The following is a 23,417-nucleotide window of genomic DNA, read 5'->3' as shown; positions in this document are numbered from 1 at the left end:
CGCGCGCAGCGCGGGATTTTTCGCCGTCGGAACGAAGAGCAGTCGACTAACTGTGATCTCTCTGTACGTTGTTCATCCGGGGCATCTTTGGAAAATGGTGGTTACCACACCGTTCCAGCCCCCAAAGAGCCCGGATGAACAATCATAAAAATGCCCGTTTGACGACGTTTAGTCGAGCGCTTCTGGTCCACCGTATCCTCCACGAGGGCTTACGCCCGGAAGAAGCAGCTCAAGCGTGTGGCGTAAGTGTGCGTACGGCCTACAAGTGGCTGGCCCGATTCCGCCAGTTCGGGGCACCGGGGCTGGAAAACCGCAGCTCACGGCCTCACCAGACGCCGCATGCCACACCTGCTCCGGTAGTCGAGCAGATCAAGGAGCATCGCCGTAAGCGGCAGACCTACCTGACCATCTCCAAGGCGCTGGGGGTCGGCCACAGTACGATTTCAAGGCTGATGCGCGCCCACGGCCTCAATCGGCTGTGTCGGCTTGATCCGCCCAAGGAGGTCATCCGATACGAATACGATCAGCCCGGAGGGCTGCTGCACCTGGACATCAAGAAGCTGGGCAACTTCCAGCGGCCAGGGCACAGAACCGATGCCAAACGCCGGGGAAATACCGCTGGCGGTGGCTGGGGCTACGTCCACGTGGCCATTGACGATCACTCCCGGGTCGCCTTCAGCAGCGTCCACCCCAACGAACAGGGCGAAACCGCCTGCCAGGCGTTGCTGGGCGCTCTGGAGTACTACGCCAGCCTGGGAATCACCTTCAAGCGGATCCTGACCGACAACGGTGCCTGCTATCGCTCCACCGCCTTTGCCAAGCTGCTCAAATCCCTTGGGATCAAGCACATCAGAACCAAGCCCTACACGCCGCGGACCAATGGCAAAGCCGAGCGCTTCATCCAGACCAGCCTGCGCGAGTGGGCTTACGCCTGCGAGTACGCATCCTCGGACCAGCGCAATTCCGTGTTGAGCCAATGGCTGCACCACTACAACTGGCACCGTCCCCATATGGCGATCGGCGGCCAGCCACCTATCTCCAGAGTGCCGCTGAACAACGTAGTGGGTTTACACAACTAACAGTCGACTCTACCGGTTCGCGCGCCAGCCGCTGCTTTCACCGCCCCCACCCGCCACGCTGCCCACCACAGCAGCGCCAGCAACGCGATGCCTGCCCCCAGCAGGCACACGGCGGGCCAGCCATGCCGCACCTGCATCCAGGGCCCCGCCGCCGCTCCCGCACCGCTGCCCACCGCATAGAACAGCATGTACAACGCCACCAGGCGCCCATGCTGTTCTGCCGGTGCACGCAGCAACGATGCCTGGTTCGAGACATGGAGTGCCTGGCCGCCGAGGTCGAGCACGACCACACCCAGCAACAGCAAGGACAGCGAATGCGGGAGGCCCAGCAGCGGCCACCACGCGGCGAGCATCAGCAGCAGCGCGCCGAGGCTGACCCGATGTGCGAATCCACGGTCCATCCAGTGCCCGACCCGCGCCGCCATCAATGCGCCAACCACCCCGGCCAGGCCGAGTGCACCGATGGCCGCAGTCGACCAGTGCAACGGCGGTGCCGACAACGGTAGCGGGGCGGCCGCCCAGAACACGTTGAGCCCGGCAAAAAGCAGCAGTGCCAGCGGCCCACGCTCGCGCAGCGTTCGGTCGGTGCGCAGCATGCACAGCATCGAGCCCAGCAGCTCGCGCCAGCGTGGGGGGACTTCCGGCACCGGCACTGCAGGCAGGCGCCGCCACAACAGTACCGCCAGGGTTGCCATCACCAGCGCCGACAGCAGATAGACCGCCTGCCAGCCCAATGCTGCCGCCACCGTACCCGACACCACACGCGCCAGCAGCAGTCCGATGAATACACCGCCCTGCACCACGCCCACCACGCGACCGCGCTGCTCGGGCGGTGCCAATGTTGCCGTGTAGGCAATCAGCCCCTGCGTCAGCGCCGTGCCCAGCAGTCCGGCCAGCAGCATGCCCGACAGCAGCCAGCCGGCAGTGCGCGCGGCCGCCAGCCACAGCAGGGCGACAACCAGCGCCGCCAGCTGCAGCCGCACCAAGTGCCGTCGGTCACCGCGGTCGGCCAGCGGCAGCAGGCCAAGCAACGCCAGCACGCTGCCCGCCTGGGTCGCGGCCAATACCGCGCCGGCCACCGCACGGTCCAGTGCAAAAGCGCGCGCAAGCTGCTCCAGCAGCGGCTGGGCGTAATAGACGTTGGCAACACTGGCACCGGCGGCAACAGCAAGCAGGACCCGCAGTGGGCGCGGAACAGACGAGACGCTCATCATGTAGTTGCAATTTGAAACCTGATGCAGGCTAGCGCCATTGGTTTTAAACTGCAACCATATTCAGGAGATGCCCCATGGATGCCCCATGCACGCCGACAGCCCCTGCCCTGTAGCCCGCAGTGCCGACCTGCTCGGTGACCGCTGGGCCTTGCTGGTGATCCGCGACGCGTTCGACGGCATCACCCGCTTCGGTGATTTCCAGCGCAGCCTCGGCGCGGCACGCAACATCCTCAGTGACCGCCTCCGCAGGCTGGTCGATGCCGGCATCCTGCGGCTGCAGCCGGCCTCCGACGGCTCGGCCTACCAGGAATACGTGCTCACTGCCGCCGGCCAGGAGCTGTTCCCGCTGCTGGTCGCGCTGCGCCAGTGGGGCGAGCGCCACCGCTTCGGCGCGGGCGAAGCACATTCGCAGTTGATTGAATCCAGCACGCGGCGGCCGTTGCCCTACATGCAGCCGCGCGGGCGCGATGGCCAACCGCTTCAGCCCGCGGCCACCCGTGTGCGCAAGCTCAGGGACGAAGGGCGCGACGCCTGATCCGCCCATTCGCGCACACCGTGGCGCGGCCGCGCCGGGTAGCATCGGCGCTTTCCGCCGCTGGATGCCGCCAATGTCGCGCTATCGCCCCTTCCTGTCGACCGCCCTGCTGCTGGCCTGCGCCACCGGAACCCTGCAGGCCCGCGAGGTCGCCGCACCGGCTGCCCATGTGGAGGCCGACGGCCCCTACGTGTTCCGCCAGGGCAAGCAGCTGCAGGCCAACTGGATCTGCGCCGACAAGGTCGAGTCGCGCACGCTGCCCGCCAACGCGGCCGGCACCGATATCGCCCCGTTGTGCGGCTACCAGCACAGCGTGCATGTGGCGCCAGCGAGTACACCGTTGGTCTCCGTACTGCCTGCGGTGCCTCGCATCGTCGCGCTGTCCGACATCCACGGCCAATATGGGCTGCTGGTGCGCCTGCTGCGCGCCAACCGGGTCATCGACGCACAGGACCGCTGGGCGCTGGGCAAGGACACCCTGGTCATCGCCGGCGACGTCTTCGACCGCGGCCCGCAGGTGACCGAGGCTTTCTGGTTGCTGTACAGCCTGCAGCAGCAGGCAGCTGCGGCCGGTGGCGCGGTGCACTTCGTGCTCGGCAACCACGAAACCATGGTGCTGTACGACGACCTGCGCTACGTCAACCCGAAGTACCTGCGCAGCGCCCAGCTGCTTGGTCGCAGCTACCCGCAGCTGTACGGTCCCGACTCGGTGATCGGCCAGTGGCTGCGTACCCGCCCGGTACTGCTGAAGATCGGTGACACCCTGTTCCTGCACGGCGGCATCTCGCCCGAAGCCGTCGAGCTGGCGCTGGACCCGGCACGCACTAACGCGGCTTACCAGGCCTCGCTGGGCCTGCCCAAGGCCGAAGTGAAAGCCGATCCGGCCACCGCTCCGCTGTATGACGGCAAGACCAGCCCGATCTGGTACCGCGGCTACTTCGATGGCCGCCTCGACACCGCAGGAGTGCAGAACGTGCTCGACCGCCTGCAGCTCTCGCGCATCGTGGTCGGCCACACCTCGATGCCGCACGTCAGCAGCTTCCACGGCGACCGCGTGATCGCCATCGACAGCAGCATCAAGAACGGCGAGAACGGCGAACTTCTGTTCATCGAAGATGGCAGACTCAGCCGTGGCCTGCTGGACGGTTCGCGGGTGCCGCTGGCGCAGGGCGAGCCCGGCCTTCAGGACTGAATGGACGGACAGCGCGACCGCGCCCGACGGCGCCGCCGCGCTCCACCTTCACCCGGTTTGCGGCTACCCTCGGCAGCCGAGAGGCCCACCCCGTCCATCCGGTGGGCCTGACCGTTACAGGAGCCCCGCGCATGCGCGTTCTGATTGCTGAAGACGACCCGGACATCGCCTCCGGCCTGTGCGCCTCGCTGCGCCGGCAGGGGCACGTGGTCGACCACGTCGACAATGGCGCGCACGCCGACGCTGCCCTGGGCTCGACCCAGTACGCACTGCTGGTGCTGGACCTGGGCCTGCCGCAGCTGGATGGCCGCGACGTGCTGCAGCGCCTGCGCCAGCGCGGTGATGGCCTGGCCGTGCTGGTGGTGACCGCCCGCGACGGCCTGGCCGAACGCGTGCGCGTGCTCGACCTGGGTGCCGACGACTACCTGGTCAAGCCGTTCGCGCTGGACGAATTCGAAGCACGCGTGCGTGCCCAGCTGCGCCGGGTCACCAGCAATGGCAACCCGGACCTGCGCATCGGCCGCCTGCGCCTGGACCTGGCCGGGCATCGGGTGTGGATCGACGACCAGTCGCTGGAACTGACCGCGCGCGAATTCGGCCTGCTGTCGGCACTGGCGGTACGCGCCGAGCGCATCGTATCGCGCGCGCAGCTGGTGGAAGCGCTGTGCGACTGGGGCCAGGACCTGACCGACAACGGCCTGGACATCGCCCTGCACCGCCTGCGCCGCAAGCTGCAGCCCGGCGGCATGGGCATCCGCACCGTGCGCGGGCTGGGCTACATGCTGGAAGACGCGCAGGACGACAGCACCCCGTGATCAGTGGACCGCCCAGCCTGCGCCGGCGCCTGCTCGCCTTCCTGGCGCTGCCGATGCTGGGCCTGCTCACCTTCAACACGATCCTGGCCTATTACGTTGCGCTGGATTATTCCAACCGCATCCACGACCGCAACCTGATCGACGACACCCACTCGTTCGCGCAGATGCTCAGCACCATGCCGGTGACCAGCGACCTGTCACCACAGGCGCGCTTCCTGATCGAGTACGACCCCGACGGCCACCGCTATTTCAACGTCGACAGCAGCCGCAAGGGCACCCTCAGCGGCAACGCCGACTTCAGCCCCTATGCCCCCTCGCAGGACTGCACCGGCGTGCACCCGGCGCTGTACGACGGCACCCTCAACGGCCAGCAGGTACGCATGGCCACGGTCTGCACGCAGGCGATGAATGATCCGCAGGACCAGCTGGCAGTGACCGTGGCGGAGAGCATGGCCGACCGTCGCCAGCGCGCACGCGAGATCCTGATGATCATCATTCCGCTGATGACCATGCTGGCGCTGGGCACCGCCGCGCTGGTCTGGTTCGGCGTGACCTACGGCCTGCGCATCCTGACCCCGCTGAGAACCCGCCTGGCGCAGCGCCGCGGCGAGCTGGCGCCGATTTCCGATGCCGACGTTCCGGAAGAGATCCAGCCGCTGATCAGCACCATCGACGATCTGTTCGCGCGCCAGGCGGAGATGATCACCCTGCAGAACCGCTTCATCGCCGACGCTGCGCACCAGCTGCGCTCGCCGTTGGCCGGAATGGCCCTGCACGTGGACCAGGCGCTGGCACATGGCGATCCGGATACGGTGCGCGAGGCCCTGCAGCACATCCGCCGGCTCAACCAGCGCACCGCGCGGGTCAGCACCCAGCTGCTGGCGCTGAGCCGGGCACAGACCGTGCCGGATACCGTGGAAGCACTCGACCTGTGCGAACTGATACCGCAGTGGGTCGGCATGCGGGTGCCGGAAGCGATCCGTGATGGCATCGACCTCGGCTACCGTGGCAGCCCCCAGCCGCTGCGCGTGCTGGGCAACGGTGCCATGCTGCAGGAAGCTCTGGACAACCTGATCGACAACGCCGTGCGCTATGCGGGCCGGGAAGCCACCGTCACAGTCGGCGTGCACGCACTGGACGACAATGATGTCGAACTCTATGTGGAAGACAACGGCCCGGGCGTCCCGGAAGACGTGATGCCGCGCCTCGGCGAGCGCTTCTTCCGCGCCCCTGGCACCACTGCCAGCGGCACCGGGCTGGGCCTGGCCATCGCGCACGAGGCGGTGGAGCACTTCGGCGGTCGCCTGAGCTTCCTCAACCGCCCGGGTGGCGGGCTCAAGGTCGCCATCACGCTGCCGCTGCTGAAGGCCCCCTGACCCGGCCCGGGGCGCTGAAAGGCTGGTGAAAATCGCGCTTGCGATCCTGCCATCCCCACTGCCGTCCCGGAGCCGCCAGGTGACCGAATCGCACGACTTCTTCCTCCCCGGTGGCCCACAGGGCGTGCTGCTGGTCCACGGCCTGACCGGCACCCCGGCGGAAATGCGCATGCTGGGCAAGGGCCTGAACAATGCCGGCTTCACGGTGCACGGCGTGCAGCTGCCCGGCCATTGCGGCACCGTGGATGACCTGCTGGCGACCACCTGGGAACAGTGGTACCAGGGCGTGGAAGACGCGGCGGCCAGCCTGCGCGGCAAGGTTGACCAGCTGTTCGTCGGCGGCCTGTCAATGGGCGCGGTACTGTCGCTGGCGCTGGCGGCACGTCGCCCGGAATGGGTGTCCGGCGTGGGCGTATACGGCGCCACGTTCCGCTACGACGGCTGGAACATTCCCGCCGTGGCCCGCTTCTCGTTCCTCCTGCCGTGGTTCAAGCGCTTCAACATCGGCCGCGACCGCATGTTCATGGAAGAACCGCCGTACGGCCTGCGTGACGAGCGCCTGCGTGCGCAGGTCAGCGCCGCCATGCTGTCCGGCGACAGCGCCGCCGCTGGCCTGCCGGGCAACCCCTGGCATGCGCTGGCCGAAATGCGTGCGCTCAGCCACTGGACCCGCCGCCACCTGCACCAGGTCACCGCGCCGTGCCTGGTGATGCACGCCCGCGAGGACGACGTGGCCAGCATGGGCAACGCCGAGCTGGTGATGTCGCGGGTCAGCGGCCCGAAGGAGCTGGTGGTACTGGAAGACAGCTACCACATGATCACCATCGACCGCGAACGCCGCGACGTGATCCGCCGCAGCGCCCGCTTCTTCACCGAGATCGGTGAGCGTACGGGTGTGCTCAAGGCGGTGGCCTGAGATGGGGGCACTTGCCACGCTGCTGTGGCTGGCCAACGTGGTGCTCGATACCGGTGGCCAGCTTGCCTTCAAGGCCGCCGCCAGCGACCCGCAGGACGGCGAAGGCCTGCAGCGCTGGAAACACATGCTCAGCCGCCCGTGGCTGTGGATCGGCATCGCCTGCTACGTGCTTGAGTTCGTCGCCTGGATCGCCTTCCTGTCGCTGGTGCCGCTGTCCAAGGGCGTGCTGCTGGGCTCGATCAACATCGTCGCGCTGATGATCGCCGGCCGCTTCCTGTTCCGCGAGAAGCTCACCCCGCTGCGGGTGACCGGCATGCTGCTGGTCACCGCCGGCGTGGCCGTGGTGGGAGCGGGCTCATGAGGCGCCTGTATGTGATCGGCTTCCCGCTGCTGATGGCCTTCGACACGCTGGCCCAGCTGTGCTTCAAGTACGCCGGCGATGCCGCGCTGCCGGTCGAGGCCAACACGGCATGGCTGCTGCGCGTGCTGTCGCAGCCGTGGGTGTACGGCGCCATCCTCGGCTACGTGGGTGCGTTCTTCACCTGGATGAGCCTGCTGCGGCATGCGCCGATCGGCCCTGCATTTGCCGCATCGCACCTGGAAGTGATAAGCGTGCTGCTGCTGTCGGCCTGGCTGTTGAACGAACCGCTGACCCTGCACCATCTGCTAGGTGCGGTACTGATCGTGGCCGGCATCGTCTGCCTCGGCCGTGCCGAAGCGGACGATCCGCACAGCCCTGCCGAAAGCGCCGCATGAGCGCGTTGCGATGAGCCTGTTCGCGCGCGAGCTGCCGCCCACCGCCGGCCTGCCCATGCAGGCCAGCGACTTCCTCCCCGGCGGTGGCGACCTGCGCGCGATCCTGGCCAGCCAGCTTGGCACACCGCCGCTGCAGTTGACCTGTTCCGGCACGCACGCGCTGCTGATCGCCCTGCGGACGCTGCGCAAGCGCGCGCCCAAGCGCGACACCGTGATCCTGCCGGCTTACACCTGCCCGCTGGTGCCGATCGCGGTGCACAGCCTGGGCCTGCGCGTGCAGCTGTGCGACACCCGTCATGGCCACTTCGATTTCGATCCTGGCCAGCTCAAGCGCCTGGCCGACGCACGCACGCTGGCGATCCTGCCCACCCACCTGGGCGGGCGCATCGCCGATGTCGATCTGGCCTGCGAGGTCGCACGCGGCGCAGGCGCCTGGGTAATCGAAGATGCCGCGCAGGCGCTCGGCGCGCGCGTTGGCAACACCAGTGTCGGCCTGCGCGGTGATATCGGATTCTTCAGCCTGGCCGCCGGAAAGGGCCTGAGCCTGCACGAAGGCGGTCTGCTGGTCAGCCGCGATGACGAGCTGCGTGCCGCGCTGGCCGGACATGCCGCCGAACAGGTGCGTTCCAGCCTGCGCTGGGAACTGCTGCGCAGTGTGCAGCTGCTCGGCCTGGCCGCCTGCTATCGACCATCGCTCCTATCGCTGGTGTACGGAAATCCGCTGCGCAGTGCGTTGCAGCGTGGCGACCTGGAAGAAGCGGTCGGTGACATTTTCCCGCTGGAGATTCCGCAACACCGGGTCAGCCAGTGGCGGCAGAACATCGGTGCCCATGCCGCGCGGCGATTGCCTGCCTTCCTGCAGGCCGGACGCCTGCGTGCATTGCAGCTGCGCGTGCAACTGGCACAGCTGCCGGCGGTGGAAGTGGTCGATGGGCTGGCCGGTACCGGCGGCACCTGGCCGATGCTGATGCTGCTGCTGCCCAGCCAGCGGGCCCGCGATGCCGTACTTGAAGACCTGTGGCCACGCGGTCTCGGCGCCAGCCGCATGTTCATCCATGCCCTGCCCGACTACGCGTACCTGCGCGGCATCGTGCCCCAGGACGACATGCCCAACGCACGCGACTTCGCCGCACGCATGCTGACCCTTGGCAACAGCGCCTGGCAGACCCGTGAAGAGACGGCCGAAATACTGCAGGCCCTGGCCCGCGGCTGACCCGCACGTGCACGCGTGGCCTGCGCTCCGCGCATTCATCCATGCACCTTCCTGAACGCTTTCCCAGCCCGTCAAAAGAGCCTTTCAACAGGAAAGGAACGAGAAAGGCGGCCTGCCTACATTGAGCCTGCCCCGGCATCGTGCCGGACGCTTCTTTCATCGACGGACCTGCCCATGCGCTGGAGCATCCTGTGTGACTTCGATGGCACCATCAGCCTCGAAGATGTCATCGACTCGCTGCTGGAGAAGTACGGCCAGCCGGGCTGGCAGGCGCTGGAAGACCAGTGGAAGGCTGGAAAGATCGGCTCGCGCGAATGCATGCAGGGCCAGGTGCGGTTGCTGAAGCTGGACCCGGCCACGCTTGATGCGCACCTGGACCAGGTGCAGATCGATCCGGGCTTCGTCGACTTCGTCGCCCGCGCCGAGCAGCTGGGCCTGCCGCTGCGCATCGTCAGCGACGGCCTGGACTATGCGATCCACCGCATCCTCGCCAACCACGGCCTGTCGCGGCTGCCGGTGGTGGCCAACCACCTGCGCTGGTGCGACGGCCACTGGGAACTGGAATCGCCCTACCAGGCAGAAGGCTGCCGCAGCGGTACCTGCAAGTGCACCTGCGCCGCGCAGGCGCGTGCCAACGAAGCGCCGCGCGTGCTGATGATCGGCGACGGCAGCTCGGATTTCTGCGTGTCCGAAGATGCCGACTTCGTGTTCGCCAAGCGTCGCCTGATCACCCATTGCACGAATGCCGGCATCGAGCATGCCGCCATCGACACCTTCCACGATGCAATCGCGCTGTTGCCGCGCCTGCTCGATGGCAACCTGCTGCAGCCACGTCGCATCGACGCCAGCCCGCAGCCCGCCGTACCGCCCCTGCTGCTGGCCACCGCCTGAGCACGCCCTTCCAGCCACGCTCCCCCGTTGCCCCCTTTCGAACGTCCTTCACGGAACCGAACTGCATGAACATTTTTGACAAGAACGCCGACGCCGCTGCCTCCGATGCGCAGCTGCTGGCCGACGAAGCGCGCTACAGCTCCTTCGGCGACACCGTCCACTACGTCGACCCGCCGAAGATCTTCCAGCGTGGCGAAGGCAGCTACATGTTCGACGGTGCGGGCGTGCCCTACCTCGACCTGCAGATGTGGTACTCGGCCTGCAACTTCGGCTACAGCAACAAGCGCCTGAACGACGCGCTGAAGGACCAGATCGACACCCTGCCGCAGGTCGCCAGCCAGTACCTGCACCCGACCCGCGTGCAGCTGGCCAAGACCATTGCCGTGGACATGCACGAGAAGTTCGGCCTCGATGGCCGCGTGCACTTCAACGTCGGCGGTGCACAGGCCATCGAGGATTCGCTGAAGATCGTGCGCAACGCGCGCGGCGGCAAGAGCCTGATGTTCGCCTTCGAAGGCGGCTACCACGGCCGTACCCTGGGTGCGTCGTCGATCACCTCCAGCTACCGCTACCGCCGCCGCTACGGCCACTTCGGCGAGCGCGCGATGTTCATTCCGTTCCCGTACCCCTTCCGTCGTCCGAAGGGCATGACCCCGGACGAGTACTCCGACCACTGCGTGTGGCAGTTCGAGCGCCTGTTCGAAAGCGAGTACAACGGCGTGTGGGATCCCAAGGTCGGCCAGGCCGAGTACGCCGCGTTCTACGTCGAGCCGATCCAGGGCACCGGCGGCTATGTCATCCCGCCGCGCAACTTCTTCACCGGCCTCAAGCGCGTGCTGGACAAGTACGGCATCCTGATGGTGGTCGATGAAATCCAGATGGGCTTCTGGCGCACCGGCAAGCTGTGGTCGATCGAGCACTTCGGCGTGACCCCGGACGTGCTGGTGTTCGGCAAGGCGCTGACCAACGGCCTGAACCCGCTGTCCGGCCTGTGGGCACGCGAAGAGCTGATCAACCCGACCGTATTCCCGCCGGGCTCCACCCATTCCACCTTCAACTCCAACCCGCTGGGCACCCGCCTGGGCCTGGAAGTGCTGAAGCTGGGCAAGGAAATGGACTACGAACGCACCGTGCCGGAAAAGGGCGCGTACTTCCTCGACGGCCTGCGTGGCCTGCAGAAGCGTCACCCGGAAATCGGCGACGTCGACGGCCTGGGCCTGGCCCTGCGCGCGGAAATCTGCCAGGCCGACGGCTACACCCCGAACAAGGAACTGCTGGACCGCATGGTCGACATCGGCCTGGCCGGCGACCTGCTGCATGACGGCAAGCGCATGGGCCTCGTGCTCGACGTGGGTGGCTGGTACAAGAACGTGATCACCTTTGCGCCGTCTCTGGACATCAGCTACGAAGAAATCGACCTGGCGATCACCCTGCTCGACCAGGCGCTGACCAAGGCCAAGGGCTGAGGTCGATGCGCTGCCGGTTCCCGTGCCGATGGAGATGACGTCACGCGCATCCAGCACCGCGCTGGAACCGGCCGCGCTGCTGGAGGGCTTCCTGGCCCACCCGCCGCTCGGATTCGAGGCAGGCCGCCTTCCCAGCGGCCTGCCGACCTTCCGTGCACCGCTCGACCTGACCACCACGATGGACGACGCGCTGCGCAGCAAGCTGCTCGGCCTGCCGCTGTCGCGCCTGTGGCGGCCGTGGATCACCTGGCAGACCCGCTTCGTCGGCGCCACCAGCACCGAGTACACCCCGCTGCCGGCACACGTTGCGCCGGAGGCGCTGGCCGAGGACGTGACGCGTCACGCCATCGGCGATACCCGGCTGCTGGTGGTAAAGGACCTTGCCATCGATTCACCGCTGCTGGACGACGCGGCCAATGCGCACAGTGGCGCCTTCCTGCAGGCATTGCTGGCACGCGGCTTCGTTGAACTGGAAGGCATGCCGCTGGCCTGGGTGGCGATCGATTTCGATTCGATCGACGGCTATCTCGGCCGCCTGTCGTCCTCGCGCCGCAAGAACATCCGGCGCAAGCTGCGCTCGCGCGACGACCTGCAGATCGACTGCATCGCCACCGGTGATCCGGCCCTGGCCGACCCACGGCTGCAGGCCGAACTGCATGCGCTGTACCTGGGCGTGTATGCGCAGAGCGCGGTGCACTTCGACCAGCTCGGCCTGCCCTACCTGCAGCACCTGCTGGCCGACAGCCAGGGTCAGGGCCGGATGTTCCTGTACCGTCACGAGGGCCAGCTGATCGGCTGGAACCTGTGCTATGTGCATGCCGGCAAGCTGGTGGACAAGTACATCGGCCTGGCCTACCCGCAGTCGCGCGAGCACAACCTGTACGCGGTCAGCTGGATGCACAACCTCGAGTACGCCCTGCAGCACGGCCTGAGCCACTACGTGGCCGGCTGGACCGACTCGCGGATCAAGGCCGAGCTGGGGGCCAGCTTCACCTCAACCCGGCACGCGATCCACGCCCGTTCCCCACTGCTGCGTGCCGCCCTGCGCCGGCTGGCCCCGTACCTGCAGGGCGAACCTGATGGAGGCGGCTGAGTGATGCAGTTGCGTTCTCCGCTGATCCTCGACCTGGACGGTGGCGTGCTGCCACTGGCCCAGGCGCAGACCCTGGCGCTGCCGCAGTGGCACGACCCGCTGCGCTTCGCCTGCAGCAACGGCACCCTGGATCGCTTCAGCACCGAGGTGCTTGCGCCGCTGCCGGCCCAGCTCGGCACAGTGATGCTCGGCAGTGGTGACTTCCATCACCTCAGCCTGCCGCTGCTGCGCCGCATGCGCGCGCAAGCGCCGTTCCAGCTGGTGGTGCTGGACAACCATCCGGACAACATGCGTTTTCCGTTCGGCATGCATTGCGGTTCATGGGTGAATGCCGCCAGCAAGCTGCCGCAGATCTCGCACATCCATGTGCTCGGCATCACCTCCAGCGACATCGGCCTCGGCCATGCCTGGGAGAACCACTGGCGCCCGCTGATGGGCGGTCGCCTGACCTACTGGTGCATGGACGTGGATGTCGGCTGGGGCCATCGCCTCGGCATGGGCCACGCGTTCCGCCGCTTCGAGCACCCCGAAGCGCTGGTGGCTGCGTTTGCTGCCGAACAGGCCAAGTCGCCGCAGCCGACCTACCTGTCGATCGACAAGGACGTGTTCGCCGAGGACGTCGCGCGTAGCAACTGGGACCAGGGCCGTTTCCAGCTGGAAGACGCGCTGGTGGTGATCGAAGCGCTGCGTGCCGGCGGCCTGGTCGGCAGCGACATTACCGGCGAAGTGTCGCTGGCCAATTACCAGAGCCGCTTCAAGCGCTGGCTGTCGTCGCTGGATGGCCAGCCGGACGTCAGCGCCGATGATCTTCCTGCCTGGCAGGCCCGGCACCAGCAGGTGAACCGCGAACTGCTGGCGGCGATGGCTTCGGTGCCGATGGCCGGTTGACCGCTGTCGTTCGTTCCGCCCGCTGGCCGGCGTGGCTTCGGTAGTGCCGGCCGCTGGCCGGCAACCTCATCGTGGCCAGGCTCCCAAGGATGCCGGCCAGCGGCCGGCACTACACTGGGCGCCTGTCCCAGGAGCCACCGCCATGCCCCAGACCGTCATCCCGCAGCTGCGCATGCGCCACGCCGACACCACTTTGCCGTTCTACGTGCAGGGGTTGGGCTTCGTGGTCGACTGGGAACACCGCTTCGAACCCGGCTTCCCGCTGTTCGCCCAGCTTACCCGCGATGGCCAGACGATCTTCCTCACCGAACACAGCGGCGATTGCGAGGTCGGCGGCGCGGTGTATTTCATTGTCGACGACGTCGACAGCCTGCACCGCGCCTTCAGTGCGGCCAACGTGCCGATCGAGCAGCCACCGCACGACACCGAATGGGGCAGCCGCGAAATGCTGCTGCGCGACCCCGACGGCAACCGGCTGCGCTTTGCCACCCACGTGGACTAAACGACGTCGGCTTGAGATGGATATACGAAACATATACGATTCGTATAACCGCTTCTCGAGGACCGCCCATGGGCATCGTCAACATCGATGACACCCTGCACGACCAGCTGCGCCGTGCCTGCACCGTCTCCAGCCGCTCGATCAACGCCCAGGCCAACTTCTGGATCCGGGTCGGCATGCTGTGCGAGATGAACCCCACACTGAGCTTCCAGGACATCGTCGCCAGCGAACTGCGCGCGGCCGGGGTACAGCCGCAGGCGCTGGCGCCTGGGCGGGCCTGACATGGCGATGATCAAGCAGCCGCACGAGATCGCGCTGATGGCCGAATCCGGGCGCCTGCTGGCACAGGTATTCGCCGCGCTCGACCAGCTGCCGCTGCAGGGCCGCAGCACGATGGAGATCAACGACTTCGTCGAACGCATGATCGTCGACGAGCTGGAGGCGCGGCCGGCCAGCAAGGGCCAGTACGGCTTCCCGTACGTGCTCAATACCTCGATCGACAACGTCATCTGCCACGGCGTGCCCAGCACCACCGACGTGCTGCGCAACGGCCAGATCGTCAACCTCGACATCACCCTGGAGAAGAACGGCTACATCGCAGATTCCAGTACCACCTACCTGGTCGGTGAGGTCGACTACGCCGCGCGCAGGCTGGTGCAGACCGCCTACCAGGCGATGTGGAAAGGCATCGCCGCGGTGCGCCCCGGCGCACGCCTGGGCGACATCGGCCACGCCATCGCCCGCCACGCGCGCAGCCACGGCTACAGCGTAGTGAAGGAATACTGCGGCCATGGCATCGGCCAGGAAATGCACGAGGAACCACAGATCCTGCATTACGGCCATCCCAACACCGGCAGGGTGCTGGAAGAAGGCATGGTGTTCACCATCGAACCGATGCTCAACCAGGGCAAGCCGGCCATCCGCCAGCAGCCGGACGAGTGGCCGGTCTACACCCGCGACGGCAAGCTCTCGGCACAGTTCGAACACACCGTCGCGGTCACCCGCAACGGCGTGCGCGTACTGACCCTGCGTCCGGGCGAAACACCGTTGTGCGCGGTGGAAGCGGCCTAGAGCGGGCGCAACAGCAGCAGCGTGGCGAGGCAGAACATGAAGATCGCCACGCCGGCGTCCAGCACACGCCAGGCACTCGGCCTGCGGAACACCGGCTGCAGCAGCCGCGCGCCATAGCCCAGTGCACAGAACCAGATCACGCTGGCCGCGCAGGCGCCGGCAGCAAACGCCCAACGCAGATCACCCGGGTAGCGCGTGGACAGGCTGCCCAGCAGCACCACGGTATCCAGGTACACGTGCGGATTGAGCAGGGTGAAGGCCAGACAGGTCAGCAGCACCTGCCATCGATTGCCACCCTCCACCTCGCCCGCCGCCAGCGCACTGCCACCGCGCCACGCGCGCAGCCCGGCCTGCAGGCCATACCAGAGCAGGAACGCTGCACCACCGAAGCGCAGCACCTGCAGCAGCAACGGCCACTGCAGCACCAGCGCGCCCATGCCGCCCACGCCCGCAAGGATCAGCGCGATGTCCGCGCCGGCGCAGGCGGCCACCACCGTTCCCACGTGACGTTGCTGCAGGCCCTGGCGCAGCACGAAGGCGTTCTGTGCACCGATGGCGATGATCAGGCCGGCGCCCGCGAACAGGCCGGCAACGGTAGCGGCGATCCACATCAGGACAGGCCGGGCAGCGAGGGGATGCGCAGGGTGCGGCCAATGGCCGGTTAATACAATCTGGTTTTTCTTTATCCTGTGCAGAAGGACTGAAGAGGCCCCGCATGGACCTGGTACATCCACAACTGGCCGCGTTCGCTGCCGTGCTGGAGGAAGGCAGCTTCGAGGCCGCCGCACGCCGCCTGTCGATCAGCCCGTCGGCGCTGTCGCAGCGGATCAAGGCACTCGAGGACCGGCTGGGCCAGGTGCTGGTGGTACGCCAGGCACCTTGCCGGCCGACTACCGCAGGTGAAGCGCTGCTGCGCCGGGTACGACCGATGCAGGCGCTGGAGGCCGAGGCATTGGCCGAGCTGCTGCCCGAACGTGGCAGTGACGCCGTGCGCACGCCGATCCCGCTGGCGGTCAACGACGACTCGCTCGACACCTGGTTCGTGCCGGCCATCGCCGACCTGCACCAGCGCCATGGCTACCTGTTCGACCTGCGCATGGACGACCAGGACCACACCCTGCAGTTGCTGCGCGATGGCAGCGTGCTCGGCGCGGTCACCGCTGAAAGCCAGCCGGTGAAGGGCTGCAACGTGCACCCGCTCGGCGCGATGCGCTACCACGCCATCGCCTCGCCCGGCTTCGCCCGCCAATACTTCAGCGACGGCATGCACGCCACAGCACTGGCACGCGTTCCGATGCTGGTGTTCAACCGTAAGGATGAACTGCAGTGGCGCTTCGTGCGACGACTGACCCGCGCGCGCCTGCAGCCACCGCTACACTACCTGCCTTCCTCCACCGGTTTCGTCGAAGCCGCCGCGTGCGGACTCGGCTGGGGCATGGCCCCGGAATCGCTGGTCGCACCTGCCGTGCGCGCCGGCCGCGTGGTGGTACTGGAACCCCGCCGCTGGCTCGATGTGCCGCTGTACTGGCAGCATGCCGCCGTGCGCTCAAGCACGCTGCAGCACATCACCCAGGCGCTGCGCACTGCGGCCAGCGGCACCCTTCGTTGAGGACAATCCGATGATCGCAGACCCGGGCTTCACGCCGCGCGCACTACCGTTTGCGCACTTCTTTACCACTGGGACGGCATGGGCGTGATCGGCCGACGTACAAGGATGCACCGCGCGAACGCCGCGCTGGCGCTGGCGCTGGCGACCTGCCTGCCATTTGCTGCGTCCGCGCAGAACAACACCGACGCACCTGCATTGGACTGGGAACAAGCGCGGCAACGCCTGGAGCAGGTCTCCGATGCACTGGCGGCCGCGGATGCAGCGGTACGCAACAAGCAGGACCTGCAGGACGCCACCCGCCTGCTGCGCCTGCCGGAAATCACCGGCGAAGTGCGCCGCCTGCAGTTCCAGAAGACCCTCACCCTGCCACTGGGCTCGCTGGCCCCCGTGGCAGAAGCCTTCGGCATCGATTCGCCACTGTCGTTCACCGAGCGCGACTGGCGTACCCGTCCCGTGGTCACCGCGGTGCTGCCGCTGTACACCGGCGGCGTGATTCCGGCCGCGCAACGTGCCGCCAGCGCCGCCCACGAACAGGCCAGCGCCGAGCGTGAGGCACAGCGCCAATCGCTGACCGTGCAGCTGGCCCAGGCCTATTTCGGCCAGCGGCTGGCCGAGCAGGCAGTGGACGTACGCCGCGACGTACGTGATGGCCTCAACCGCCACCTGTCCGATGCGGAGAAGCTGGAACGCGAGGGCTTCGCCACCCGCGCGCAGCGCCTGCAGGCCACCGTGGCCCGCGACAAGGCCGAGCGCGAATACCAGAAGACAGTGAACGACCTGGCCACGCTGAAGGCCGCGCTGGCCACGCTGCTGCGCAGCGGTGGCGAGGTGCAGCCGGTGTCGCCGCTGTTCGTGCAGCGCGTGCCGCTGGAACCGGTGGCCAGCTTCGAGCGCACTGCACAGGCGCGCCAGCCGCAGATCGCGCGCCTGCGGGCGAAGGTGGCGCAGGCCGAACAGGGCGTGCGCGTGCAGCAGGCCAAGCTGAAGCCACAGATCTTCGCCTTCGGCCAGTACGACTTCCGCCGCCGCGACGAGATGCTGACCGATCCGGACTGGGCGTTCGGCATCGGCCTGAAGTACACCTTCCTGTCGCCGAACTCGCGGCCGGCGCAGATCAGCGCCGCGCGTGCGCAGCAGGACCAGGCCGAAGCCGGCCTGCGCGAGGCCGAGAACCAGGTCGCGCTGGGCGTGCGCAAGGCCTGGAATGAGCTGGAAACCGCGCGCCAGCAGTATGTGCTGCTCGACAGCAGCATCGCGCAGGCGCAGGAAAACCTGCGCCTGCAGGAGCTGGCATTCCGCGAAGGCCAGGCGACTTCGCTGGATGTGATCGACGCGCGGCTCGGCCTGGGCGGCGCCCGTGTCGAGCGTGCGCAGGCCGCCTACCAATACGATATTGCGCTGGCACAGTTGCTGGAGATCAGTGGACAGATGGACCGTTTCGAAGAGTTCCGGCGGCGTGCGGACGAGGTGATCGACCATGAGTGATGTGCTGCACGACGAAGCGACGACGCCCCCTGGCAAGCGGCGGCTGGGACCGATCCTGGTGGTGGTATTGCTGGTCGTGGTGGTGCTCGGCCTGTGGCTGGCCTGGCGCAGCCCGGCGGACCAGATCCAGGGCATGGCCGATGCGGACACCATCAACGTGGCCGCCAAGATCACCGCGCGCGTGGCCGAACTGAAGGTGCGCGAGGGTGACCGCGTGCAGCCCGGGCAGGTGCTGTTCCTGCTCGACAGCCCCGAGGTGGCCGCCAAGGAACAGCAGGCCCACGGCGCATTGGCCGCCGCGCAGGCGGTGGCCGACAAGGCCGACGAAGGTGCGCGTAGCGAGGACATCCGCGCCGCCGAAGCGAACTGGAAGCGGGCCGAAGCCGGTGCGACGCTGGCTGAAGCCACCTACCAGCGCGTGCAGAACCTGTTCAACGAAGGGGTGATGACCCGGCAGAAGCGCGATGAAGCGCATGCCCAGGCCACCAGCTCGCGCGAACTGGCGCGTGCCGCCCGCGCGCAGTACGACATGGCATTGGCCGGCGCACGCGAGCAGGACAAGCGCGCGGCGCAGGGCCAGGTGCAGCAGGCACAAGGCGCGGTGGCCGAGGTCAACGCTGCGCGTGCCGAAGTGGAAGGACGCGCGCCGGTGGCGGGTGAGATCAACAAGCGCATGGCCGACCCGGGCGAACTGGTGCCGGCCGGCTACCCGGTGTTCACCCTGGTCGACATCGATCGCATGTGGGTAGCGATGAACCTGCGCGAATCGCAGATGCAGGGCCTGAAGGTCGGCAGCAAGCTGCAGGGCAGCGTGCCGGCACTCGGCCTGGACGGCGAGTTCGAGGTCTACTTCATCAACCCGGCCGGCGACTATGCAACCTGGCGCACAACCCGCCAGTCGTCCGGCTACGACGTCCGCAGCTTCGAGGTGCGGGTGCGCCCGGTACGCCGCATCGAGGGTTTCCGCCCCGGCATGAGCGTGCTGTTCGCATGGCCCCAGCACTGAGCCCCGGCCAAGGCGGCTTCGCCGCCTCTTGGCGGCGCGAGCTGCGTGCGCTGTACGGCAACCGCGCCGATCTGATGCTGGTCACCCTGCTGCCACTGCTGATGCTGGTGGTGATGGCGTGGATGTTCACTCCGTCGGTGATGCGCGACATCCCGATCGCCGTGGTCGATCTCGACCACAGCAGTGACAGCCGCCTGCTGCTGCGCATGCTCGATGCCAGCCCCGGCGTGCGCATCGCCAGCCAGCCTGCGGACATGGAAGACGCACGTTCGCAGCTGCGCCGCCTGGATGTGTTCGCCATCGTGCTGGTGCCGCGCGACGTCACCCGGCAAGCCCTGCGCGGCCGCCAGGGCACGGTGTTCGCCTACTACAACGCCACCTACATGACCACCGGCCAGTCGGCGGCGCGCGATATCGGCGATGCGGTCTCGGCATGGAACGCGCGCCTGCTGCGCGAGCGCATCGGCCTGCAGGTCGGCCCGGGCAAGCTGCGCGCGGCGCCGATCGCGGTGCAGTCGGACATCCTCTACAACCCGGCGCGCAGCTACGAGTTGTTCCTGCTGCCGCTGATCTTCCCGGCAGTGTTGTCGCTGGTGCTGGCGCTTGCCGTGGCTGGCAGCCTCGGCCGCGAGATCCGCGACGGAACCCTGCCCACCTGGCTGGGCCGCACGCCGTGGGCTGCGATTGCCGGCAAGATCGCGCCGTACATCCTGTTGTTCTCGCTGTATGGCGCGCTCGGCATCGGTTACCTGGCCTGGCTGCGCGGCGATGGCGTTGCGGGCAGCGTGCTCCTGCTGCTGCTCGCGCAGCCGGTGTTCTACCTGGCCACCGCCGCCTACGCGCTGTTCTTCGTCGGGGTCACTCGCGACATGGGTACTGCGCTATCCGCGGTCGGCCTCAGCATCGGCACGGCGCTGGCATTCTCCAGCGCCACCTTCCCGGTGCTGGATGGCCCCCTGTTCACCCGCATCTGGCATCAACTGCTGCCACTCAGCGCCTACATCAAGCTGCAGACCCAGCAGCAGTTCATCGGTTCGCCGCTGCAGGTTTCGGCATGGCCGCTGGCCACGCTGTTGTTGATGACGGTGGTGGCCGGTGGCATCGGCGGCGTGCGCCTGATCGCCTTCGCGCACACGCCCGAAGCCGCACAACCGGCAGGGGCAGACGCATGAGCGCACTCTGGCGCAGCCTGCGGCAGACCCTGATGGCGGTGCTGTGCGACCGCTACGCGATCGTGGTGATGGTCGGTGCGGTCATCCTGTACTCGTTCTTCTACCCGGCCGCGTATCGCCACCAGGTGGCCGGCAACCTGCCGGTGCTGGTGGTGGACGAAGACCACAGCGCCACCAGCCGCGAACTGCTGCGCAAGCTCGATGCCCTGCGGGTCGCGCGCGTGGTCGGGCAGCCGGCCGACATCGACAGCGCGCGCCAGCAGTTGGAAGCCGGCCACGCCGAGGGCATCGTGCTGATCCCGGCCAATCTTGAGCGCGACATCCTGCGTGGGCACCCGGCCAAGCTGGTACTGCTCGGCAACGGTGCGTACCTGGGCCGCGCCAGCTGGGTGCTGGGCAGCGTGGCCGATGCACTGGGCGCATTCGGACGTGACGCGGTGGTCGGCCAGGCCGCCTTCATGGGCGCACCGCAGGCACCGCCGGTCACGCTGGTGCAGCGCCCGCTGTACAACACCCAGGAAGGCTATGGCAGCGCCATCGTGCCCGGCGTGGCCGAGCTGATCGTGCACCAGACCCTGTTGATGGGCATCGGCGTACTGCTCGGCGGCCGCCGACTCGTACTGGGCCGCCGCCTGCGCTTCGACCTGCCGACGCTGACCGGCATGGCATTGGGCTTCGGCCTGATCGGCCTGTTCGGCCTGTTCTACTACGCCGGGTTCACCGCGTGGGTGCAGGACTATCCGCGCGGCGGCAATCCGCTGGGCCAGCTGCTGGGCGGCACCTTGTTCATCGCCGCGACGGTGGCGTTCGGCCTGTTCATCGGCAGCTTTTTCCGTACCCGCGAACGCGCGTTCCAGTACATCATCGCCACCTCGATCCCGCTGTTCTTCCTCGCCAACCTGTCGTGGCCGGCGGTGATGACGCCGCAACCGCTGGTGTGGCTGGCGCAACTGCTGCCAACTACCTCGGGCATCAACCTGATGGTGCGCCTGAACCAGATGGACGCCCGCCTGGCCGAAGTCAGCCACGAACTGATCACCCTCACCGTCCTGCTGCTGCTCTACGGCGGCCTCGCCACCTGGCGCCTCCTCGCAAAAGGGGACGGAGGGGATTAAGTCGTAAACGGGAAGGCTGGGGGATTGCGACTTAATCCCCCCCCTTTTCAGGGGTCTGGCGCGTACCAGAACGGGATGCGGTACTCGCGGCGTCGCTCCGGGCCGCGCTCGCCCCCTTCGGCATTCCAGACCAGGCTCAGGTCGTGGCGACCGGGTGCCAGCGTCGCCATGGGCAGATAGCCCACCAGGCCACGCATGTCGAGATCGCGGCGCTCCATCGGCATGAAGTCGTGCAGGTCGACCGGCGTGCCATCCAGTTGCACCCGCCACAACCGCGACAGGCACTCCACCGCTGCGCTGGCAGCCTTTGCGCCAGTCGCTTCATTGCGCGCTGCGGGCAAGGCGGTGCAGTGCTGGCGCGCCAGCGGGTTGTCGCGCTGGGGGCGGTGTGGAATGAACACACGCAGGCGTGAACCACTGATCGTGTCCGACGGGATCATCGGGTACGGCAGCAGCTGATCGTGCGCCGAGCGCATCGACTCGTAATGCGCGCTCAACATGCCCTGTTCGACGGCCTCGTCGGTCATCACCTGGTATCGGTTGAACAACGAGAATTTCACCGAGCCCAGCACCTGTACCGCGCCCAGCACCATGGCCACCATCACCGCCAGCAGATAGACCGCCATGAACGAACGCGAGCGCAGGTTACTCTGCAGGGTCAACTGCATCGTCTGCATCAGGCCTAGCAGGGGAATCCGTTGCAGCACCGCCAGGAAACGCTGCAGCAACCGCTGCAGGCCGTCCGATGACTGGTCGCGCCGCTGCCGGCGCGCAATGACACGCTCCAGCAGTGCAGGAACCAGTGCGAGCGCAAGCAGGATGACCAGCACGGTACCGACCACGATCATGGCCACACGATCGGAACCGCCGGCAAGCGCACTGATCGCCATCGCCACGCACAATGTCAGCACGGCCATCACCAGCGTGCCGGCCAGCGTCTGCACCGCAAGCAGTGTGGTGGAGAAGAGCATGGTGGCCAAACGATCAGCGCGTTCGATACTGCCGTCCAGGCCACCGTCGCGAGCCTTGAGGAAGGCACGCGATACCGGGCCCATCTGCGGCAACCGTTCCCAGTCGATGCCCTTGGGGAAGTGTGATTTCAGCCCGATCAGGCCGATCCAGTACCCGCGCACGGTCAGGTGCGCGATCAGCGCCACCGCCAGCACGTAGCACATGCCCACGCTGATGCTGAAACCAAACCACAGCACTTGGAAGTACATGCCTTCCGTGTGCAGGCTGCTGTGCGCCCACGCATCGAACAGGTAGCCGGGTACCGCCAACAGTGCGAACGCCAGCAGGCCGGAAATGAACAGTTCCAATTCATCGGTACGCTCGCGCAGCCGACTGAATCGCGTGGTCGGCTCGGGCCCGGGATCGCGGCCAGCAACCGGCACTTGCGACTCTGCCAGGGGCAATTCGTTCACAGGGCATTCATCCTTGGAGGTCGGCGCAGTATAGGCACGACACAGCGGCCGGCGATACAGGGCCCCGTAACGAAGAACGCCGGCGCGGGGCCGGCGTTCGAGGTATCGCGATGTGGAAGGGAAATCGAGCGTGGCAGTGATAGATCAGCGGTAGACGCGTTCGCAGCGGCGCTCGACCACGCGGTCGCCGTTCTTCTGCTGGCTGTTGCCCTGGATCTGGCGACCGGCCGCACCACCGGCCACGGCACCGGCCACGGTAGCGAGCTTCTTGCCATTGCCGCCGCCCACCTGGTTGCCCAGCAGGCCGCCGATCACCGCACCGGTGGCCGTACCGGCAATGCGGTTCGGATCGCGCGAGTTGCGCTGCACTTCCACGTTCTTGCAGACCACGCGGCTGCCGTCATTGAACTTGCGTCCCTCATCGCGCGGCCCATAGGTCTGCGCACCGGCTACCGACGAAGCCGCCAGCAGGGTGCCCAGCACAAGCAATCGGGTCGAGGTCTTCATGGCCATCTCCTGAGTTCCGGTATGACGCAAGTGTCCTCCCGCCGTTGGCAACCGGAAGTGAAATGCGCGTGCCCGCCACCTCATCGGCCATC

Annotated in this window: 24 protein-coding genes and 1 pseudogene; 21 read left to right on the top strand and 4 right to left on the bottom strand. The window is 67.4% G+C overall.

The features are described from left to right. Positions 1-134: 134 nt before the first annotated feature. Positions 135-1,079, top strand: coding sequence for an IS481-like element ISStma3 family transposase (locus ACZK29_RS06405; RefSeq protein ID WP_478446312.1), 945 nt, complete (start codon positions 135-137; stop codon positions 1,077-1,079). Here the strand turns inward: ACZK29_RS06405 and ACZK29_RS06400 are convergent. Next, on the bottom strand, positions 1,076-2,290 hold the full coding sequence (locus ACZK29_RS06400; RefSeq protein WP_111203339.1) for an MFS transporter: 1,215 nt from the start codon (positions 2,288-2,290) through the stop codon (positions 1,076-1,078). The genes ACZK29_RS06405 and ACZK29_RS06400 overlap by 4 nt on opposite strands. A gap of 88 nt (positions 2,291-2,378) precedes the next feature. On the opposite strand from ACZK29_RS06400, the gene ACZK29_RS06395 reads away from it, so the two are divergent. The 15 genes from ACZK29_RS06395 to map all read left to right on the top strand — a co-directional run bounded on the left by ACZK29_RS06395 (position 2,379) and on the right by map (position 15,007). Then, entirely contained in the window at positions 2,379-2,828 is a 450-nt protein-coding gene (locus ACZK29_RS06395; RefSeq protein ID WP_111203340.1) for a winged helix-turn-helix transcriptional regulator, read from the top strand. Between the two features lie 73 nt (positions 2,829-2,901). Beyond that, entirely contained in the window at positions 2,902-4,020 is a 1,119-nt protein-coding gene (locus tag ACZK29_RS06390; protein WP_111203341.1) for a metallophosphoesterase, read from the top strand. 131 nt (positions 4,021-4,151) lie between these two features. Then, entirely contained in the window at positions 4,152-4,835 is a 684-nt protein-coding gene (locus ACZK29_RS06385; RefSeq protein WP_088025290.1) for a response regulator, read from the top strand. Then, entirely contained in the window at positions 4,832-6,211 is a 1,380-nt protein-coding gene (locus ACZK29_RS06380) for a sensor histidine kinase (protein ID WP_111203342.1), read from the top strand. Before ACZK29_RS06385 ends, ACZK29_RS06380 begins: the two co-directional genes overlap by 4 nt. Before the next feature lie 79 nt (positions 6,212-6,290). Then, positions 6,291-7,127, top strand: coding sequence for an alpha/beta hydrolase (locus tag ACZK29_RS06375; protein ID WP_049429589.1), 837 nt, complete (start codon positions 6,291-6,293; stop codon positions 7,125-7,127). A 1-nt stretch (position 7,128) separates the two neighbouring features. Next, positions 7,129-7,488, top strand: a complete 360-nt coding sequence (locus tag ACZK29_RS06370; protein ID WP_006425769.1) for an EamA family transporter — start codon at positions 7,129-7,131, stop codon at positions 7,486-7,488. Beyond that, positions 7,485-7,883: a DMT family transporter gene (locus ACZK29_RS06365; protein ID WP_019337581.1), complete on the top strand. Its 399-nt coding sequence runs from the start codon at positions 7,485-7,487 to the stop codon at positions 7,881-7,883. The genes ACZK29_RS06370 and ACZK29_RS06365 overlap by 4 nt, the downstream gene beginning before the upstream one ends. A 10-nt stretch (positions 7,884-7,893) precedes the next feature. After that, positions 7,894-9,096: a DegT/DnrJ/EryC1/StrS family aminotransferase gene (locus ACZK29_RS06360; RefSeq protein ID WP_111203343.1), complete on the top strand. Its 1,203-nt coding sequence runs from the start codon at positions 7,894-7,896 to the stop codon at positions 9,094-9,096. A 174-nt stretch (positions 9,097-9,270) separates the two neighbouring features. Continuing rightward, complete coding sequence (locus ACZK29_RS06355) at positions 9,271-9,987, top strand: MtnX-like HAD-IB family phosphatase (RefSeq protein ID WP_111203344.1); 717 nt, start codon at positions 9,271-9,273, stop codon at positions 9,985-9,987. A 65-nt stretch (positions 9,988-10,052) separates the two neighbouring features. Then, a complete protein-coding gene (locus tag ACZK29_RS06350; protein WP_005408663.1) occupies positions 10,053-11,453 on the top strand; it encodes an aspartate aminotransferase family protein in 1,401 nt (466 codons plus the stop codon). Positions 11,454-11,481: 28 nt separating this feature from the next. Beyond that, positions 11,482-12,546 (top strand): GNAT family N-acetyltransferase, encoded by a 1,065-nt coding sequence (locus ACZK29_RS06345; protein ID WP_478446813.1) that lies wholly within the window; start codon positions 11,482-11,484, stop codon positions 12,544-12,546. 3 nt (positions 12,547-12,549) lie between these two features. Next, positions 12,550-13,434 carry an arginase family protein gene (locus ACZK29_RS06340; protein ID WP_111112127.1) on the top strand — a complete coding sequence of 295 codons (885 nt, stop codon included), beginning with the start codon at positions 12,550-12,552 and terminating at the stop codon, positions 13,432-13,434. 142 nt (positions 13,435-13,576) lie between these two features. Then, positions 13,577-13,936 (top strand): bleomycin resistance protein, encoded by a 360-nt coding sequence (locus ACZK29_RS06335; RefSeq protein ID WP_106549541.1) that lies wholly within the window; start codon positions 13,577-13,579, stop codon positions 13,934-13,936. Between the two features lie 68 nt (positions 13,937-14,004). After that, positions 14,005-14,217 carry a ParD-like family protein gene (locus ACZK29_RS06330; protein ID WP_006425741.1) on the top strand — a complete coding sequence of 71 codons (213 nt, stop codon included), beginning with the start codon at positions 14,005-14,007 and terminating at the stop codon, positions 14,215-14,217. A gap of 7 nt (positions 14,218-14,224) precedes the next feature. After that, on the top strand, positions 14,225-15,007 hold the full coding sequence (gene map, locus ACZK29_RS06325; RefSeq protein WP_478447073.1) for a type I methionyl aminopeptidase: 783 nt from the start codon (positions 14,225-14,227) through the stop codon (positions 15,005-15,007). Here the strand turns inward: map and ACZK29_RS06320 are convergent. Next, positions 15,004-15,618, bottom strand: a complete 615-nt coding sequence (locus ACZK29_RS06320; protein ID WP_478446812.1) for a LysE/ArgO family amino acid transporter — start codon at positions 15,616-15,618, stop codon at positions 15,004-15,006. The genes map and ACZK29_RS06320 overlap by 4 nt on opposite strands. Positions 15,619-15,722: 104 nt before the next feature. On the opposite strand from ACZK29_RS06320, the gene ACZK29_RS06315 reads away from it, so the two are divergent. The 5 genes and pseudogenes from ACZK29_RS06315 (at position 15,723) to ACZK29_RS06295 (ending at position 21,401) form a co-directional block, all read left to right on the top strand. Beyond that, positions 15,723-16,616, top strand: coding sequence for a LysR family transcriptional regulator ArgP (locus ACZK29_RS06315; protein ID WP_478446811.1), 894 nt, complete (start codon positions 15,723-15,725; stop codon positions 16,614-16,616). A 78-nt stretch (positions 16,617-16,694) separates the two neighbouring features. Next, positions 16,695-18,101, top strand: coding sequence for a TolC family protein (locus ACZK29_RS06310; RefSeq protein ID WP_478446810.1), 1,407 nt, complete (start codon positions 16,695-16,697; stop codon positions 18,099-18,101). Further along, entirely contained in the window at positions 18,094-19,107 is a 1,014-nt protein-coding gene (locus tag ACZK29_RS06305; protein WP_478446809.1) for an HlyD family secretion protein, read from the top strand. Before ACZK29_RS06310 ends, ACZK29_RS06305 begins: the two co-directional genes overlap by 8 nt. Continuing rightward, positions 19,092-20,279, top strand: coding sequence for an ABC transporter permease (locus ACZK29_RS06300; protein ID WP_478446808.1), 1,188 nt, complete (start codon positions 19,092-19,094; stop codon positions 20,277-20,279). Before ACZK29_RS06305 ends, ACZK29_RS06300 begins: the two co-directional genes overlap by 16 nt. Beyond that, positions 20,276-21,401 (top strand): annotated as a pseudogene (locus tag ACZK29_RS06295) (ABC transporter permease). The gene ACZK29_RS06300 and the pseudogene ACZK29_RS06295 overlap by 4 nt, the downstream one beginning before the upstream one ends. Before the next feature lie 40 nt (positions 21,402-21,441). On the opposite strand, the gene ACZK29_RS06290 reads toward ACZK29_RS06295, so the two are convergent. After that, the gene (locus ACZK29_RS06290; RefSeq protein WP_478446807.1) at positions 21,442-22,818 is read right to left on the bottom strand and encodes a hypothetical protein; all 1,377 of its coding nucleotides are present in this window, start codon (positions 22,816-22,818) and stop codon (positions 21,442-21,444) included. A gap of 144 nt (positions 22,819-22,962) precedes the next feature. Then, positions 22,963-23,331: a glycine zipper 2TM domain-containing protein gene (locus ACZK29_RS06285; protein ID WP_005415760.1), complete on the bottom strand. Its 369-nt coding sequence runs from the start codon at positions 23,329-23,331 to the stop codon at positions 22,963-22,965. Between the last annotated feature and the right edge of the window lie 86 nt (positions 23,332-23,417).

It is taken from the genome of Stenotrophomonas sp. 89682_Sma, from assembly GCF_056481405.1.
Note: the sequence above shows the minus strand (reverse complement) of the source record. Positions and strands in the feature narration are given on the sequence as shown.